The organism is Pseudomonas sp. GCM10022186 (assembly GCF_042656385.1).
Classification (GTDB): domain Bacteria; phylum Pseudomonadota; class Gammaproteobacteria; order Pseudomonadales; family Pseudomonadaceae; genus Metapseudomonas.
In genome coordinates, this window is sequence record NZ_JBHSOU010000047.1 from 58,653 (window position 1) to 74,095 (window position 15,443).

At 64.3% G+C, this 15,443-nt stretch carries 15 protein-coding genes, 4 tRNA genes and 1 pseudogene; 14 read left to right on the top strand and 6 right to left on the bottom strand.

What is annotated here, in order from left to right; translation table 11 throughout:
• Positions 1-27: 27 nt before the first annotated feature.
• The gene (gene sugE, locus ACFPU0_RS16935; RefSeq protein WP_377694401.1) at positions 28-342 is read right to left on the bottom strand and encodes a quaternary ammonium compound efflux SMR transporter SugE; all 315 of its coding nucleotides are present in this window, start codon (positions 340-342) and stop codon (positions 28-30) included.
• A gap of 138 nt (positions 343-480) precedes the next feature.
• A complete protein-coding gene (gene rdgC / locus ACFPU0_RS16940) occupies positions 481-1,401 on the bottom strand; it encodes a recombination-associated protein RdgC (protein ID WP_377694402.1) in 921 nt (306 codons plus the stop codon).
• 160 nt (positions 1,402-1,561) lie between these two features.
• Between rdgC and ACFPU0_RS16945 the strand changes: the two genes are divergently transcribed.
• The 6 genes from ACFPU0_RS16945 (at position 1,562) to ACFPU0_RS16970 (ending at position 3,685) form a co-directional block, all read left to right on the top strand.
• A tRNA-Val gene (locus ACFPU0_RS16945) sits at positions 1,562-1,637 on the top strand.
• Positions 1,638-1,651: 14 nt separating this feature from the next.
• Positions 1,652-1,728 (top strand) — tRNA-Asp (locus ACFPU0_RS16950).
• Positions 1,729-1,793: 65 nt separating this feature from the next.
• Positions 1,794-1,869, top strand: a tRNA-Val gene (locus ACFPU0_RS16955).
• Positions 1,870-1,884: 15 nt separating this feature from the next.
• Positions 1,885-1,961: transfer RNA gene (locus tag ACFPU0_RS16960), tRNA-Asp, on the top strand.
• A gap of 213 nt (positions 1,962-2,174) precedes the next feature.
• A complete protein-coding gene (locus tag ACFPU0_RS16965) occupies positions 2,175-2,882 on the top strand; it encodes an FKBP-type peptidyl-prolyl cis-trans isomerase (protein ID WP_377694403.1) in 708 nt (235 codons plus the stop codon).
• Positions 2,883-3,250: 368 nt separating this feature from the next.
• On the top strand, positions 3,251-3,685 hold the full coding sequence (locus tag ACFPU0_RS16970) for a YkvA family protein (protein WP_377694404.1): 435 nt from the start codon (positions 3,251-3,253) through the stop codon (positions 3,683-3,685).
• Here the strand turns inward: ACFPU0_RS16970 and ACFPU0_RS16975 are convergent.
• Positions 3,673-4,434, bottom strand: coding sequence for a substrate-binding periplasmic protein (locus ACFPU0_RS16975; RefSeq protein ID WP_377694406.1), 762 nt, complete (start codon positions 4,432-4,434; stop codon positions 3,673-3,675). The genes ACFPU0_RS16970 and ACFPU0_RS16975 overlap by 13 nt on opposite strands.
• A gap of 121 nt (positions 4,435-4,555) precedes the next feature.
• Here ACFPU0_RS16975 and ACFPU0_RS16980 point away from each other — a divergent pair, with 121 nt between their 5' ends.
• Genes ACFPU0_RS16980 through ACFPU0_RS16990 form a run of 3 tightly spaced genes read left to right on the top strand, consistent with a single transcriptional unit; the run spans position 4,556 to position 5,699 of the window.
• On the top strand, positions 4,556-4,870 hold the full coding sequence (locus ACFPU0_RS16980; RefSeq protein ID WP_377694408.1) for a helix-turn-helix domain-containing protein: 315 nt from the start codon (positions 4,556-4,558) through the stop codon (positions 4,868-4,870).
• A complete protein-coding gene (locus tag ACFPU0_RS16985) occupies positions 4,867-5,232 on the top strand; it encodes a hypothetical protein (protein ID WP_377694409.1) in 366 nt (121 codons plus the stop codon). The genes ACFPU0_RS16980 and ACFPU0_RS16985 overlap by 4 nt, the downstream gene beginning before the upstream one ends.
• The gene (locus ACFPU0_RS16990) at positions 5,232-5,699 is read left to right on the top strand and encodes a tetratricopeptide repeat protein (RefSeq protein ID WP_377694410.1); all 468 of its coding nucleotides are present in this window, start codon (positions 5,232-5,234) and stop codon (positions 5,697-5,699) included. The genes ACFPU0_RS16985 and ACFPU0_RS16990 overlap by 1 nt, the downstream gene beginning before the upstream one ends.
• Positions 5,700-5,754: 55 nt before the next feature.
• Here ACFPU0_RS16990 and ACFPU0_RS16995 read toward each other — a convergent pair whose 3' ends face one another.
• The gene (locus tag ACFPU0_RS16995; RefSeq protein ID WP_377694412.1) at positions 5,755-7,527 is read right to left on the bottom strand and encodes a bifunctional diguanylate cyclase/phosphodiesterase; all 1,773 of its coding nucleotides are present in this window, start codon (positions 7,525-7,527) and stop codon (positions 5,755-5,757) included.
• 82 nt (positions 7,528-7,609) lie between these two features.
• A complete protein-coding gene (locus ACFPU0_RS17000) occupies positions 7,610-9,691 on the bottom strand; it encodes a carboxy terminal-processing peptidase (RefSeq protein ID WP_377694413.1) in 2,082 nt (693 codons plus the stop codon).
• Positions 9,692-9,818: 127 nt separating this feature from the next.
• Here ACFPU0_RS17000 and ACFPU0_RS17005 point away from each other — a divergent pair, with 127 nt between their 5' ends.
• From ACFPU0_RS17005 to ACFPU0_RS17020, 4 genes are all read left to right on the top strand, one after another.
• Positions 9,819-10,784, top strand: coding sequence for an NAD(P)H-quinone oxidoreductase (locus ACFPU0_RS17005; RefSeq protein WP_377694414.1), 966 nt, complete (start codon positions 9,819-9,821; stop codon positions 10,782-10,784).
• Between the two features lie 157 nt (positions 10,785-10,941).
• Positions 10,942-11,505, top strand: a complete 564-nt coding sequence (ahpC, locus tag ACFPU0_RS17010; RefSeq protein ID WP_377694415.1) for an alkyl hydroperoxide reductase subunit C — start codon at positions 10,942-10,944, stop codon at positions 11,503-11,505.
• 264 nt (positions 11,506-11,769) lie between these two features.
• Positions 11,770-13,326, top strand: coding sequence for an alkyl hydroperoxide reductase subunit F (gene ahpF, locus ACFPU0_RS17015; protein WP_377694416.1), 1,557 nt, complete (start codon positions 11,770-11,772; stop codon positions 13,324-13,326).
• Positions 13,327-13,439: 113 nt separating this feature from the next.
• Positions 13,440-13,982: a hypothetical protein gene (locus ACFPU0_RS17020; protein WP_377694417.1), complete on the top strand. Its 543-nt coding sequence runs from the start codon at positions 13,440-13,442 to the stop codon at positions 13,980-13,982.
• Between the two features lie 133 nt (positions 13,983-14,115).
• Here ACFPU0_RS17020 and modA read toward each other — a convergent pair whose 3' ends face one another.
• Entirely contained in the window at positions 14,116-14,871 is a 756-nt protein-coding gene (modA, locus tag ACFPU0_RS17025) for a molybdate ABC transporter substrate-binding protein (protein ID WP_377694418.1), read from the bottom strand.
• A 249-nt stretch (positions 14,872-15,120) separates the two neighbouring features.
• On the opposite strand from modA, the pseudogene ACFPU0_RS17030 reads away from it, so the two are divergent.
• Positions 15,121-15,443, top strand: a pseudogene (locus tag ACFPU0_RS17030) (OprD family outer membrane porin); the annotation flags it as partial.

The window sequence follows — 15,443 nt, forward strand, 5'->3', positions numbered from 1 at the left end:
CGATTGGCGGCTTTTCCATTCGGGGGGTCAGTGGCTGAGCTTGAGACCGATCAGGCCGCCGACGATCAGCGTGACGCTGAGCAGGCGCACCAGCGCCATGGACTCGCCGAACAGGATGACCCCGGCGATCACGGTGCCGACCGCGCCCACGCCGGTCCAGATGGCGTAGGCGGTTCCGAGGGGCAGCTCCTTCATGGCCAGGCCCAGCAGGCCCAGGCTGACGAGCATGGCGGCGACGGTGAGGGCGGTGGGGAGCGGCTTGCTGAAACCGTCGGTGTACTTCAGGCCGACGGCCCAGCCCACCTCGAACAGGCCGGCGAAGAAGAGAATGATCCAGGACATGGTGACCTCCACAGGGACGACAGATTGAGCTGGGGCCGTCCCCGGTGATCACTCGCAGAGTGGTAAGGTCGTCCTTACGCTGCGCAATATTTTGCACATCCTGGCCGACCGGACAAGTCCGGTCGGCGCGGGGCAGGGTCAGACGCCCTGGGGAATCTCTTCGCCGCCGAGGGCTTCGAAGAGCTGGGGGATGAACTCCACTAGGGTCAGCATCATCAGGGTGAAGCTGGCGTCGAGCTGGCTGAGGGAGTCGTCGCCGCCGTCCTGCTCGGCCTTTTCCTGCAGCAGGTCTTCGAAGCGCAGGCGCTTGATCACCAGCTTGTCGTCGAGGATGAAGGACAGCTTGTCCTGCCAGGCCAGGGACAGCTGGGTGACCAGCTTGCCGGAGGTCAGGTGCAACTGGATCTCGTCGCTGGTCAGGTCCTGGCGCTTGCAGCGCACCACGCCGCCGTCTTCGTCGGTGTCGCGCAGCTCGCACTCGTCCAGCACATAGAAGTCGCTGGCGGCTTCCTGGGTCTGTACCCACTGGGTGAGGGTGGCGGTGGGGGCGATCTTGACCGAGGCGGGGCGCACCGGCAGCGAGCCGATGGCTTCACGCAGGGTGGAGAGCAGGTCTTCGGCGCGCTTCGGGCTGGAAGCGTCGACCAGGATCAGGCCCTGGGCCGGGGCAATGGCGGCGAAGGTGGCGGACTTGCGGATGAAGGCGCGCGGCAGGAAGCTCTGGACGATTTCGTCCTTCAGCTGGTCGCGCTCCTTCTTGTAGACCTTGCGCATCTGCTCGGCTTCGATCTCGTCGACCTTCTCCTTCAGCGCATCGCGTACCACGCTGCCGGGGAGGATGCGTTCCTCCTTGCGCGCGGCGACCAGGAAGAAGCCTTCGCTGACATGCACCAGCGGCGCATCCGGGCCCTTGCCGAAGGGCGCCACGAAGCCGTAGGTGGTCAGCTCCTGGCTGGCGCACGGGCGTGCCGGCTTGGTGGCCAGCGCGGCTTCCAGCGCCTCGGCATCGATGTTCAGATCCTGGGTGAGGCGGTAGACAAGCAGGTTGCGAAACCACATAGGGGGATAACCTCCGGACACAAAGCGCGCATTATTCTCATCCGGAGGCTTCGGGCTCAACCCTGAGCTAAGCCTTTGGAAGGCATGAAAATTTTTTTTCGATCGGGGGCTTGCCAGGGTAGGGATACCTCTCTAGAATGCGCCCCACTTCGAGAGCGAAGGGTGATTAGCTCAGCCGGGAGAGCATCTGCCTTACAAGCAGAGGGTCGGCGGTTCGATCCCGTCATCACCCACCATCTCGCAGTTACGCGCAGCGGTAGTTCAGTCGGTTAGAATACCGGCCTGTCACGCCGGGGGTCGCGGGTTCGAGTCCCGTCCGCTGCGCCATATTCGAAAGCCCTCAGGTAGGTGCCTGGGGGCTTTTAGTTGAGATCCCTTGTCGGGTCTCGTCCGGGTGGTTAGCTCAGCCGGGAGAGCATCTGCCTTACAAGCAGAGGGTCGGCGGTTCGATCCCGTCACCACCCACCATTTTCGCGGTTTCGCGCAGCGGTAGTTCAGTCGGTTAGAATACCGGCCTGTCACGCCGGGGGTCGCGGGTTCGAGTCCCGTCCGCTGCGCCACTCCAAAAGCCCTCAGGTAGCGATACCTGGGGGCTTTTTCTTGCATCGGGGAAAAGTCCGACGACGCCGACAACATTGCTTACGTGATGCTGCGCAAGTCGCTGAACTTATCGTCAAGTCTCTGTTCCTATTGCCCATAGCCACTACTTGCGGCGGCCTGCTAAGCTCGCCGTTCCATCGTATTGCCATCACGGCGACAGACAAGGATTCAGCATGAAACAACATCGGTTGGCAGCCGCTGTGGCCCTGGTGGGCCTGGTTCTCGCGGGCTGCGACTCGCAGACCAGCGTCGAACTCAAGACACCGGCCCAGAAGGCCTCCTATGGTATCGGCCTGAACATGGGCAAGAGCCTCGCCCAGGAAGGCATGGACGACCTCGATCCCAAGGCTGTCGCCCAGGGTATCGAAGACGCCATCGGCAAGAAGGAGCAGCGCCTGAAGGATGAGGAGCTGGTCGAAGCCTTCGCCTTCCTGCAGAAGCGCGCCGAAGAGCGCATGACCGCGCTGAACGCCGAGAACGCCAAGGCCGGCAAGAAGTTCCTCGAAGACAACGGCAAGCGCGAAGGCGTGGTGACCACCGCCTCCGGCCTGCAGTACGAGATCGTCAAGAAAGCCGAGGGCGCGCAGCCCAAGGCCACCGACGTGGTGACCGTCCACTACGAAGGCAAGTTGACCGATGGCACCGTGTTCGACAGCTCCATTCAGCGTGGCAGCCCCATCGACCTGCCGGTCAATGGCGTGATCCCGGGTTGGGTCGAAGGCCTGCAGCTGATGCACGTGGGTGAGAAGGTCAAGCTCTATATCCCTAGCGAACTGGCCTACGGCGAGCAGAGCCCGAGCCCGGCCATTCCGGCCAACTCGGTGCTGGTGTTCGACCTGGAACTGATCGGCATCAAGGATGCCGCCGCTGACAAGCAATAAGCGGCAGCTTTCCCGGAAACGCCCCGTCTCGACGGGGCGTTTTCGTTTCCGCTGCGGTCCCGCTCGAGCCGCGAGCCGACCCTTTGGTCACAACGCGGGTGGTGCGATGGGAAAGTGTTACGGTTATGCACATGACCGGGAGGCCACGCCTGTGTCGAGTGCGACCTGTGGTCGCATTGCGGACCCGCCGGTCAAATGCTTGATTTTGCTGGTCTTTTGACGGTGGGTAAAATTTGCCCGATCTGACGCGGAGCCCCATGACATGGGCCTTTTCCCGAATCTGTGAAAAACTGCTCACAAGGTTATCCACAGAAATCGTGGATAACCGCGCCAAGCTCTCTAGGCCAGGCTTCTGCCGAGGAGTACCGATGAAAGCACCCTGGAATTTCCAGCGTTACCTGACTCTGGCGCAGCGTTTCCTCGCCGGGGGCCGTTTGCCATCGCTGTTGCTGGCGGTGTCGCGCAAGAGCGCGAGCCAGAGCGGTCGGCTGGGGTCGGTGAAGGACGATCTGCGACTGTTACTGTCCCTGGCCAATGCCTGGTTGCGCGGCGAGTACCGGCAGATCAACCCGAAAGCCTTCCTCGCCGTGGTGGGTGCCCTGATTTATTTCGTCACTCCCCTGGACGCCCTTCCGGACTTCCTGGTGGGACTGGGTTTCGTCGACGACCTGGCGGTGCTGGCGTGGGTGTTGAAGACCTGGAGTGGTGAGCTGGATGCCTTCCGCGCCTGGCGCGCGGCGCAGGCGCCGGAGGTACGGGCGGCCCTGGAGCGCCTGCCGGCGCCCGACTCTCAACGGTCCTGAAGCCCGGCGCGGCGCTGCTCACCCTGCAGCAGGTGGTCCAGTTCGCCGCTGTCCCGCAGGTTCTGCAATGCAGCGTCCAGTCGCTCCGCGGAAAGTGGCAGATGACTGCCGTAGGCACAGTGCAGCGGGTAGCGGTCGACGACCCAGGGGCTGAACACCACGACCGGATTGGGGTGCAGCGCCAGTTCGTAGGTGAGGGCGCGGCGCATGTCGATCACTGCATCCAGGCGCTTGCGGCTGAGCAGGTTCAGCCGGGTGTCGAGGTCACGTACGTCCTTGCGCACCACCAGGTTGTTCGCGAAGGCTTCCATCAGCGGCATGCTGTAGGCGTAGCCCAGGCTGGTGCCCACCACCTTTCCCCGCAGGTCGCCCAGGCCGGCGATGGTCGGTGAGTCGCGGTGCTGCAGCAGCGCGTCTTCTTCTTCGAACAGGGGTGGGGACCAGTGATAGGTCGAGGCGTCCATCATCCATTCGGGATTGGCGTTGCAGATCAGGTGGATGCGCCCGCTCTTGAGGGATTCCTCGACCCGCTTGTTGGGGGTTTCGACGAATCGCACCTGCACCGAGAGTTCCTTGGCGATGCGTTCGCCGAGGCGCTGGATGAATCCGCCGAGAAGCGCGTGATCGCTCACGTCCACATAGGGCATGCCGTCCGCCGGCCCGAAACCCCAGCGCAGTTCTTCGGCCAGCAGCAGCCCGGGCCAGAGGCTGGCGAGTATCCACAGAGCCACACGAAAATGCCGCGTCACGAGCCTTCCCCCGCCTGGTGGACGCAGTATAGTTCACCCTTTGCGGGCGCTCGGCCTGATACTATGGCCGCCTGCATGGAGGTGCTGAAGCAGTCGGCACTGCGTTCCACGGGGAGCTTCAATGAGTGTGCAAGTGATCATGCGTGACGGCCAGGCGGAGTATGCGGTACTGCCCTGGGCCGAGTATCAGGCCCTGCTGCGCGCCGCCGGCCAGGCCACTGCGGAGCCGGCCGCCGAATCCACCAGATCGGCGCTCGGGCAACTGAAGTCGCTACGTGAGGCCCAGGGGCAGAGCCTGGAGCAACTGGCCCGCGCCGTCGGTATCAGCCCCCACTATCTGGGGTTGATCGAGAGCGGCGAGCGAGAGCCTGACGAAGCCATCAAGCGCGGCCTCGCCCGCGTACTCGGGGTATCCGGCTGGGAGTCCGGATCTTGAGCCTGCGTATCAGCCGCCAGCATTGGCAAGCCCTGCTGGATGAACTCGAGGACGCTCGCCGCCAGCGTCACCTGCTGACCTATCGGGCCTTGATCGAGCGTCTGCAACTGCCGTCCCCGGCCATGCAGACCCTCACGGCCGCCCTCGAACACCTGGCCGCCCTCGATGCCCGCGCCGAGCGCCCCTTGCGCAGCTCCCTGGTGATCAGCCAGGGCGCAAGCCGGTTGCCGCGCACGGGTTTCTTCGAGTGCGTCGAGCGTCTGGGCCGCTTCTCCGGCCCGCCGGACGGCACGGCCGCCGCGTCCTGGCATGCCTCCGAAGTGGTACGGGTCTTCGAGTTCAGTTATCCCGAGGAGCACTGATGCTCTGGAAGCTACGGGCGCGGATCGGCTACCAGGTGGCGCGCTGGCTGATGCGCTTTCCCAGGCTGGTGGCACAGCCCCGCGCCTGGCTGTGGATGCAGGGCCAGTACGCGCGCATGGCTGCGCAGGGCGATGTGGCGGCCCAGAGCTTCTACGGCCATCTGTTGCTGCATCGGGGCCATGGGTTCGGGGCGCGGGAGGAGGGCATTCGTCTGCTGCGCCTGGCGGCCCGCGCGGGAGACGGCAAGTCCGCCTACCAACTGGGCGTGCTGAGCCTGGCGGGCGACGCCCGGCAGGCACCGGATGCCGCCGAGGCCGCGCGTTGGTGGAGCCTGGCCGCCGAGGCCGGCCATCCCCTGGCAGCGCGCAAGCTGGCCGAGCTCTACCGCGATGGCGGTCCGGGCCTGGAGCCCGATGCCGAGGCCGCTGAGCGGGCAGCCCGTCGGGCTGGCGATCTAGGGCTTTGACGAGACGTCCCTGGCAGGCTTGCAGCGGTGGAAATCCGCCACGCGGATTTTCACCCTACGCCGCGCCGTAGCCCATATCTGTGCAATCCGCCTCGATGATATGCAGGCTGTAGCCCGGCTTGGCCTTGGCGTGGCGCTTGGCTTCCGAAGCCAGGCCGGCCAGTTCCGCGGCGTCCAGCCGCGGGCAGTCTTCAGGTTCGAGCATCACCACGCCGATGGACAGTGACAGCAGCGGGAATTCCTCGCGCTGGCCGTGGCGGTTGTGGGCGACGAAGCACCCGGCTTGCAGGTGCTCGTGGCGGTAGAAGCGCCGGCACTGACCCTGGAAATCCTCCAGCAGATGGTTGAGGCGCATGCGCCAGTCCGCGGACCCCAGCACCAGCATGAAATCGTCGCCGCCGATGTGACCGACGAAGTCCCGCGCCGGGTCCACCCGTTCGCCGAGGCACTGGGCGAGGCAGAGCAGCACTTCATCGCCCCTGGCGTAACCGTAGAGGTCGTTGAAGGGCTTGAAGCTGTCGATGTCCACATAGCAGATCACCGCCTGGCGGCGTTGCTGCAGCAGGCGGGTCAGGCACTGCTGGATGGGCACGTTGCCCGGAAGCAGGGTCAGCGGGTTGGCGTGGCGGGCCTGCTGGATCTTCAGTTCGGTGATCAGCTTGAGCACGTCGATCACCCGGCCCAGCCCCCGGTAACGCCCGTCGAGAACGATGATGAAGTCTTCCTCGATGCGCTGCCGGGCGCGGCTGGTGATGAGCCGGCTGACCTGCTGCAGCGATTGCCCACTTTCCACGGCCAGGAAATCCGTGCTCATCAGGCGGCTTACCGGCTTTCGAGTGAAGAGGTCGGTGGCGAAGGGTTTGAGCAGGGCTTCCGACAGCAGGTGGCGGTGGACGATGCCTACCGGTCGCTGAAAGGAATCCAGCACCGCCAGCGAGTTGAGGTTGGCCTGGGCACGGAAGGCTTCCAGCACTTCATGGATGGGCGTCTCCTGATGCACGGCTGGCTGCTCGCGGAGAAGGGCGGAGAGATCGCTGTTCTCCTCGCCCATGCCACCCACCGACTCCAAGGCCGGCAACAGCGTGCGGGCATCGCGGGACGGGTGTTCCTGGGGGCGGCCGAGCAGGTAGCCCTGGACCAGGTCGATGCCCATTTCCGCCAGCACCGCCAGTTCTTCCGTCAGCTCGATACCTTCGGCGATGACCTGGGCGCGGGAGGCCTTGGCCATCTTCAGGATGGACTCGACGAATTCTCGCTTCACCGCGTCCTGGTGGATGCCGTCGATGAAGTGGCGGTCGATCTTCACGTAGTCGGGCCGCAGTTCGGACCACAGGCGCAAGCTGGAGTAGCCGGCGCCCAGGTCGTCCAGGGCGATGGAGAAGCCCATGGCACGGTAGTGGTGCAGGGCGGTGTCCAGCAGGTTGAAGTCCTCGGTGGGGGTCTGTTCGGTGAGTTCGATCACCACGCGGCTGGGCGGGATACCGAAGGCCTGCAGCATCTTCAGGGTACGGCCCGGCTGGTGTGCCGGGTCCAGCAAGGATTCGGGGGAAACGTTGAGGAACAGCAGGCCGTCGAGTTCGAGATCCTTGAAACGGCGGCACGCGCTCTTGCGGCAGGCCATTTCCAGCTCACTCAGGCGGCCCGCATGCCGCGCCACGGCGAACAGCGTCATCGGGGAGTGCAGCGGGCTGTTGGAGGGGCCGCGGGTCAGGGCTTCGTAGCCGAGGATGCGCCGTTCCGACAGCGACAGGATAGGTTGGAACAGGCTATGGAGGTCGCCGTGAGCGAGGATCGGGCCCAGTGCGCTCAACTGCTCGGTGACGGTCATGGTGTTACTCGTGAAAAAGAGTGGGGCCGCATGTGCGGCCCCGGGATTTCACGACAGTTGTGTGACGGCGTTATGACATCACTTAATGTTTTGCCACCGCGGCGTTCAGGCCCAGGTAGTCCAGCAGGATCTGCCCGGTCTCGGTGAGGTAGGCGTCGTCTTCCGGCTTGGTCTTCTCTTCTTCCACCGGCAGGGCGTCTTCGTCCTCGGTCTTCAGTTCCTTCAACAGCTCCTCGCCCTTGGCCTTGCGGCGGGTGTTCTCCATGGCCAGCTGCTTGGCTTCGATGTCCGCCTGTTCGGCGCGGCGCTTGGTCTCGTTGAGGCTGACCACGGTGTCCTTCATCAGCTTCTGCGCCATTTCCAGGCGCTCGCGGCTGTAGACGAAGTCCGGGTTCTGCGCGGTGCGTGCGTCATGGCGCGCTTTCAGCTCGACGAGGAAGGGCTTGAAGGGGTCGAGTTCGGGCTTGATCGCCGGGCGGATGCTGTCCCAGGGCATGGCCTCGGGCAGCGCGCTCTCGCCGATCTGCTTGGTGTCCACCACCGAGGGGTACTCGATGTCCGGCAGCACGCCCTGATGCTGGGTGCTCTGGCCGGAGACGCGGTAGAACTTGGCCAGGGTCAGCTTCAGCTCGCCGTGGTTGAGCGGCTGGATGGTCTGCACCGTGCCCTTGCCGAAGGTCTGGCCGCCGATGATCAGCGCACGGTGGTAGTCCTGCATGGCGCCGGCGAAGATTTCCGAGGCCGAAGCGGACAGGCGGTTCACCAGCACGGCCATGGGGCCGGTGTAGTAGGCACCGGTGTTCTCGTCGGCCAGCACGTCGACGCGGCCGTCGCTGTTGCGCACCAGCACGGTCGGACCCTGGTCGATGAACAGGCCGGTCAGCTCGGTGGCCTCCTGCAGGGAACCGCCGCCGTTGTTGCGCAGGTCGATGACCACGCCGTCGACCTTTTCCTTCTGCAGCTCGCCAAGGAGCTTCTTCACGTCACGGGTGGTGCTCTTGTACTCGGGGTCGCCGGCACGGAAGGCCTTGAAGTCCAGGTAGAAGGCCGGCACCTCGATCACCCCGAGCTTGAACTTGCTGCCTTCATGCTCGAGGTTGAGGACGGATTTCTTCGCCGCCTGTTCTTCCAGTTTCACCGCCTCGCGGGTGATGGCCACCACCTTGCTGGTCTGGTCGTTCGGCGCGTTGCTCGCCGGGATCACTTCCAGGCGCACCACCGAGCCTTTCGGGCCGCGGATCAGCTTGACCACTTCGTCCAGGCGCCAGCCGATCACGTCGACCATCTCGCCGTTGCCCTGGGCGACGCCGATGATCTTGTCCGCCGGCGCTACCTGCTTGCTCTTCTCGGCCGGGCCGGCCGGCACCAGGCGCACCACCTTCACGTACTCGTTGTCACTCTGCAGTACGGCGCCGATGCCCTCGAGGGACAGGCTCATGTTGATGTCGAAGTTCTCCGCGTTGTCCGGGGAGAGGTACTGGGTGTGCGGGTCGTAGGTCTGCGCGAAGGCGTTGATGTAGGCCTGGAACACATCTTCCCCGCGGGTCTGGTCAAGGCGGGAGAGCTGGTTCTTGTAGCGCTTGACCAGCAGCTCCTGAATGGCCTTGGGCTCTTTCTTGGCGAGCTTCAGGCGCAGTACTTCATCCTTCACGCGCTTGCGCCAGAGGTCGTCCAGGGCGGCGCGATCCTTGGCCCAGGGAGCCTTCTCGCGGTCGGTCTCGAGGCTTTCGTCGACGTTGAAGTCGATCTTGTCGACGCCTTTCTCCAGCATCGCCAGGGCGAAGTCCAGGCGTTCCTTCAGGCGGTCCAGGTGGCGCTTGTAGATGATGAAGCCGGGTTCGAGGTCACCGCTCTTGAGCAGGTCGTCGAAGCGGGTGCGCCATTTGTCGAATTCAGCGATGTCGCCGGCGGTGAAGTACATCCTTGCGGGGTCGAGGAGCTTGAGGTAGCCCTCGTAGATCTTCGCCGAACGTTCGTCGTTGAGCGGCGGCTTGTTGTAGTGGTGGCGCTTGAGCAGCTCCACCACGTTGAGACTGGCGATGACCTGTTCGCGGTCGGGCTGAAGGGCGTCCCAACTGTTCGGGGCGGTGGGAGCGGCGTGCAGCGGCAGGACGCTGACGCTGAGAGCCAGGGCGAGTGCGGAACTGATCAGGGAGCGCTTCATGCTGATTCGACGTCGGGACAGGTGATAACGCATATTAGGCCGTATTTGAGAGCGCCAGGTTCCCAGGGCGCAAAGCGGAGTCCCGGCAGAGCCGCCGGGTCTGGACCAAGCTCACTATGGAGGCACCGTGAAGGCATTGCAAGGCGTCGAGGGACGCGTGGAGTGGGGGGAGCGGGCCAGTCCGGCCTGTGATGTGGGACAAGTGCGCATTCGCGTGGCCGCCGCCGGCCTCAACCGCGCCGATCTGCTGCAGCGCGCGGGGCTTTATCCGCCGCCGCCGGGGGCCAGCGACATCCTCGGCCTGGAAGCGTCCGGGGTGATCGTCGAGGTGGGGGCCGGCAGCGGCGCCTGGCAGGTGGGCGACCGGGTCTGCTGCCTGCTGGCCGGTGGCGGCATGGCCGAGGAAGTGGTGGTGGATGCCCGCCATGTGCTGCCGGTGCCTGAAGGTCTGTCCCTGGCCGAAGCCGCGGCGCTCCCTGAGGTCTACGCCACCGCCTGGCTCAACCTGTTCCAGCTGGCGGCGCTCAAGCCCGGCGAGAAGGTGCTGCTGCACGCCGGCGCCAGCGGTGTCGGCTCGGCCGCGATCCAGTTGTGCAAGGCCTTTGGCAATCCCTGCTGGGTCAGCGTGGGCTCGGCCGAGCGCCTGGCCTATTGCCAATCCCTCGGTGCCCAGGGCGGCGCCCTGCGTGGCGAGGACCTGGAAAGCCTGCGGGACTTCGGTCCCTTCGATGTGATCCTCGACCCGGTGGGTGGCAACTACGCCAGCCTCAACCTGGCCCTGGCCGCTTCCGATGGCCGCTGGGTGAACATCGGCCTGATGGGGGGGCGCAAGGCCGAAATGGACATGGCCCTGTTGCTGGGCAAGCGGGTGCAGTTGATCGGCTCCACCTTGCGCAGCCGTGACGAGCAGTTCAAGGCCGACCTCATCAGCGAACTGCGCCAGCATGTCTGGCCGCTGTTCGCGGAGGGCCGCCTGCAACCGCGGCTGGAAAAGGCCTTCGCGGCCAAGGACGCCGAGGCGGCCTTCGAGACCCTCGCCAGCAACCAGGTAGAAGGAAAACTGGTGTTGTTGCTGGATGAAAGCCTGGGCTGAGGCAAGGCTCCTGGACGCTGTAGCCCGCGAGGGGCACGGCGTCCAGGTCATGGATTGAGGTGATCAATCGATCTGATGCCCTCAATCAATATGATCTTTTTGGAATAACCCCATAGTCTTCGTCGGGTAAATTTTCTAACCCAACGAGGACGTTGCGATGTCTCTGATCAATACCGAAGTCAAACCGTTCAAAGCTACCGCCTACCACAAGGGCCAGTTCGTCGAAGTGACCGAAGCCAGCCTGAAGGGCAAGTGGTCCGTTGTGTTCTTCTACCCGGCTGACTTCACCTTCGTCTGCCCGACCGAACTGGGCGACCTGGCCGACAACTACGCCGAATTCCAGAAGCTGGGCGTGGAAATCTACGGCGTGTCCACCGACACCCACTTCACCCACAAGGCCTGGCACGACACTTCCGACACCATCGGCAAGATCCAGTACCCGCTGGTCGGCGACCCCACCTGGGTCCTGTCCAAGAACTTCGAAGTGCTGATCGAAGAAGCCGGCCTGGCGGATCGTGGCACCTTCGTGATCGACCCGGAAGGCAAGATCCAGATCGTCGAGATCAACGCCGGCGGTATCGGCCGTGACGCCCAGGAACTGCTGCGCAAGGTCAAGGCCGCCCAGTACGTGGCCGCCCACCCCGGCGAAGTCTGCCCGGCCAAGTGGAAGGAAGGCGAAGCCACCCTGGCGCCTTCCCTCGACCTCGTCGGCAAGATCTAAAAATGGGCGGAACGCTGCTGCGCTAGGCATTGCTGCGTTGAAATCAGGCTCGGGCTGCTCATTTACAGCTCGTAAACTCCGCGCCCTGGCCTGATTTCGCCTTGCACTGCCGTCGCTCGCGACGCGTTCCATCCCATTTTGCCGTTTGCCAAGGCGGATGGCAGCTCGCCATCCGCCCCGTATCAAGCCCCTCGGACCGCAAGGGCGGACGCCAGCGTCCGTCGAGGGGTGATTCATGCCCGCAGATTCATGGAGATCGCAGTAATGTTGGACGCCAATCTCAAAGCCCAGTTGAAAGCCTACCTGGAAAAGGTCACCCAGCCGTTCGAGATCGTCGCTTCCCTCGATGACAGCGACAAATCCCGCGAACTGCTCGGGCTCCTGCAAGACATCGTCGGCCTGACCGACAAGATCACCCTGAAGACCGATGGCAGCGACGCCCGCCGCCCGTCGTTCTCCCTGAACCGCCCGGGCGCGGATATTTCCCTGCGCTTCGCCGGTATCCCCATGGGTCACGAGTTCACCTCGCTGGTGCTGGCCCTGCTGCAGGTGGGCGGCCATCCGTCCAAGCTCGCCAGTGACGTGATCGAGCAGATCAAGGCCATCGAGGGCGAGTTCAACTTCGAAACCTATTTCTCGCTGTCCTGCCAGAACTGCCCCGATGTGGTGCAGGCACTGAACCTGATGGCCGTGCTCAACCCGAACATCCGCCACGTCGCCATCGACGGCGCGCTGTTCCAGGATGAAGTGAACGAGCGCCAGATCATGTCGGTACCGAGCATCTACCTCAACGGCGAGCTGTTCGGCCAGGGCCGCATGGGCGCCGAGGAAATCCTCGCCAGGATCGACACCGGCGCCGCCGCCCGCGATGCCGAGAAGCTCAACGCCAAGGCCGCCTTCGACGTGCTGGTGATCGGCGGTGGCCCCGCCGGCGCCTCCGCCGCCATCTATGCCGCCCGCAAGGGCATCCGCACCGGTGTCGCCGCCGAGCGCTTCGGCGGCCAGGTGCTGGATACCATGGCCATCGAGAACTTCATCTCCGTACAGGAGACCGAGGGCCCGAAACTGGCCCGCGCCCTGGAAGAGCACGTCAAGCAGTACGACGTCGACATCATGAACCTGCAGCGCGCCACCGCCCTGGTTCCGGCCAAGGCCGAGGGCGAGTTGCACGAGGTGAAGTTCGAGAGCGGCGCGACCCTGAAGGCCAGGACCCTGATCCTCTCCACCGGCGCCCGCTGGCGCGAGATGAACGTCCCCGGCGAGCAGGAATACCGTGGCCGCGGCGTGGCCTACTGCCCCCACTGTGACGGCCCGTTGTTCAAGGGCAAGCGCGTGGCGGTGATCGGCGGCGGCAACTCCGGCGTGGAAGCGGCCATCGACCTGGCTGGCATAGTCGCCCATGTCACCCTGATCGAATTCGATGACAAGCTGCGGGCCGACGCGGTGCTGCAGAAGAAGCTGGGCAGCCTGCCCAACGTCACCATCATCAAGAGTGCGCTGACCACCGAAGTGAAGGGCGATGGCCAGAAGGTCAACGGCCTGGTCTACAAGGACCGCAGCAGCGACGAGCTGCGCACACTGGAACTGGAAGGCATCTTCGTGCAGATCGGCCTCTTGCCCAACAGCGAATGGCTGAAGGGTGTGGTGGAGCTGACCCCGCGCGGCGAGATCATCGTCGACGCCAAGGGCCAGACCAACGTGCCGGGCGTGTTCGCCGCCGGCGACGTGACCACCGTGCCCTACAAGCAGATCGTCATCGCCGTGGGCGAGGGCGCCAAGGCATCGCTGAGCGCCTTCGATCATCTGATCCGTACGACCTGATTTACTCAGCGTGGTGTGCTGAAGTGGCGGAGGCCCGCAAGGGTCCTCCGCTTTTTTTATGGCTTCCCTGTATCCTTACGCCCCTTCGAACCTCCAGCGACAGGGCCTCATCCGTGAAACAGCAACTCATCGAACTGATCACCGCAATCAGCTCCGGCTGCATGGCCGAGGACGAGATCCAGCGCGTAGCCGATGAAGCGGCCCAGGCCTACGCCGACCCGGACGCCTTCCTCGCCGCCAACCCGGATATCAACTACGACGACAGCTTCCCCATTCCCCTCGGCGAATGGGTGGTGGTGGGCAGCCTGCCGGAAACCGTGCTGTTCCAGGCCGACAGCTATGACCAGCTGTTCCAGCAGGTGGTGGATTCCTTCGGTCCCAGCGTGAATTTCGTGCTCAAGCCCAAGCAACTGGTGAAGGTGGAGCCGCTCAAGGCGCTCAACCGTATCCAGGTGCAGATGGGCAGCCTCTACCCGGAAAAGGGTGGCTATGTGCTGGTGGACATCAGCGAGCCGCTGGATGACGAGCTGCAGTGCGTGCTGGTCTACAAGTGCGACCTGGAAAAGGTCATGCAACTGGCCGTGGACGTCGGCATCTACGCCGCCCCGGCCTATGAGGCCCTCAAGGCCGCAATGGAGGAGGGCGGCGACGACTGAGTCGCCGCCCGCCCTGGCCTGCTTTCGTAGGGTGGACCACGCTTCACCGGTCCACCCTCGGTGTTCGGTCTGGCGACGATGGTGGATAGAAAAGCGCTATCCCCCTACGAGTGCATTTCCGCCGTAGCGATCCTTACAGCTGATAGCCGTAGGACTTGATCACTTCCGCAGCCTTCGGCCCCTTCAGGTAATCCACCAGCGCCTTGGCCGCCGGATTGGCTTCGCCCTTCTTCAGGATCAGCGCGTCCTGCTTGATCGGCTCATGCATCTCGGCCGGCACTATCCAGGCGGAGCCGCTGGTGATCTTGCCATCCTTGTACACCTGGGACAGGGCCACGAAGCCCAGCTCGGCATTGCCGCTGGAGACGAACTGCAGTGCCTGGGTGATGTTCTGGCCTTCCACCAGCCTGGGCTTCACGGTGTGGGTCAGGCCCAGTTTGTCCAGCACCTGGGTAGCGGCCAGGCCGTAGGGCGCGGTCTTCGGGTTGGCGATGGACAGGTGCTTGTACTGGCCGTTCTTCAGCACCTCGCCCTTGGCGTCCACATAGCCGTCCTGCGCCGACCAGAGCACCAGGGTGCCGATGGCGTAGGTGAAGCGCGAGCCGGGTACGGCGTCGCCTTCCTTCTCCAGCTTGGCCGGGGTGCTGTCGTCGGCGGAGAGGAACACCTCGAAGGGCGCGCCGTTCTTGATCTGGGTATAGAACTGGCCGGTGGCGCCATAGGCGGCCACCAGCTTGTGGCCGGTGTCTTTCTCGAAGTCCTTGGCGATGGCCTGGATCGGCGCGGTGAAGTTGGCGGCGACGGCCACATGGACTTCCGCGGCCGACGCGCTGCCCAGGGCGAACAGGGCGATGAGCGCGGCAGCGGCGCGGGTGAGGCGATGACTCATGGGGTGACTCCTGGTGGATGAGCTGTTCTTGTTCGAGTTTCGCTATGTAAAAAACTATATAGCGCTGGCGGGCATTTTTTAAGAATTTGACTTTAAGGTCAAGTTTCGCTCTGATGCGCGCCTTCCTGCTCCCGGTATCGCCAACCATTTCGGTCGGCTTCGAATGTTCGCCTATCGCTATATACAAAACAATACAGCGAATGCTGGCAGGAGAGGGAGGCTCGCAGAACCATCCACAGGAGTAGAACAATGAGAATGTCGCCTCTTTGCCTGGCCGTCGCCCTCGGCGTGCTGGCCCAGCAGGCCGCCGCCGGCGGTTTCATCGAAGACAGCAAGGCCAGCCTGACCCTGCGCAACTTCTACATCAACTCGGACAACCGCGAAGGTACCGCGCTGCCGTCCAAGCAGGAGGAATGGGGCCAGGGCTTCCTCTTCAACTACGCCTCGGGCTACACCGCAGGCACGGTCGGCGTGGGCGTCGACGCCCTCGGCCTGCTCGGCGTCAAGCTGGATTCCGGCAAGGGCCGCCACTACAACCCGACCAGCGCCAACTACGGCGGCACCGTGTTCCC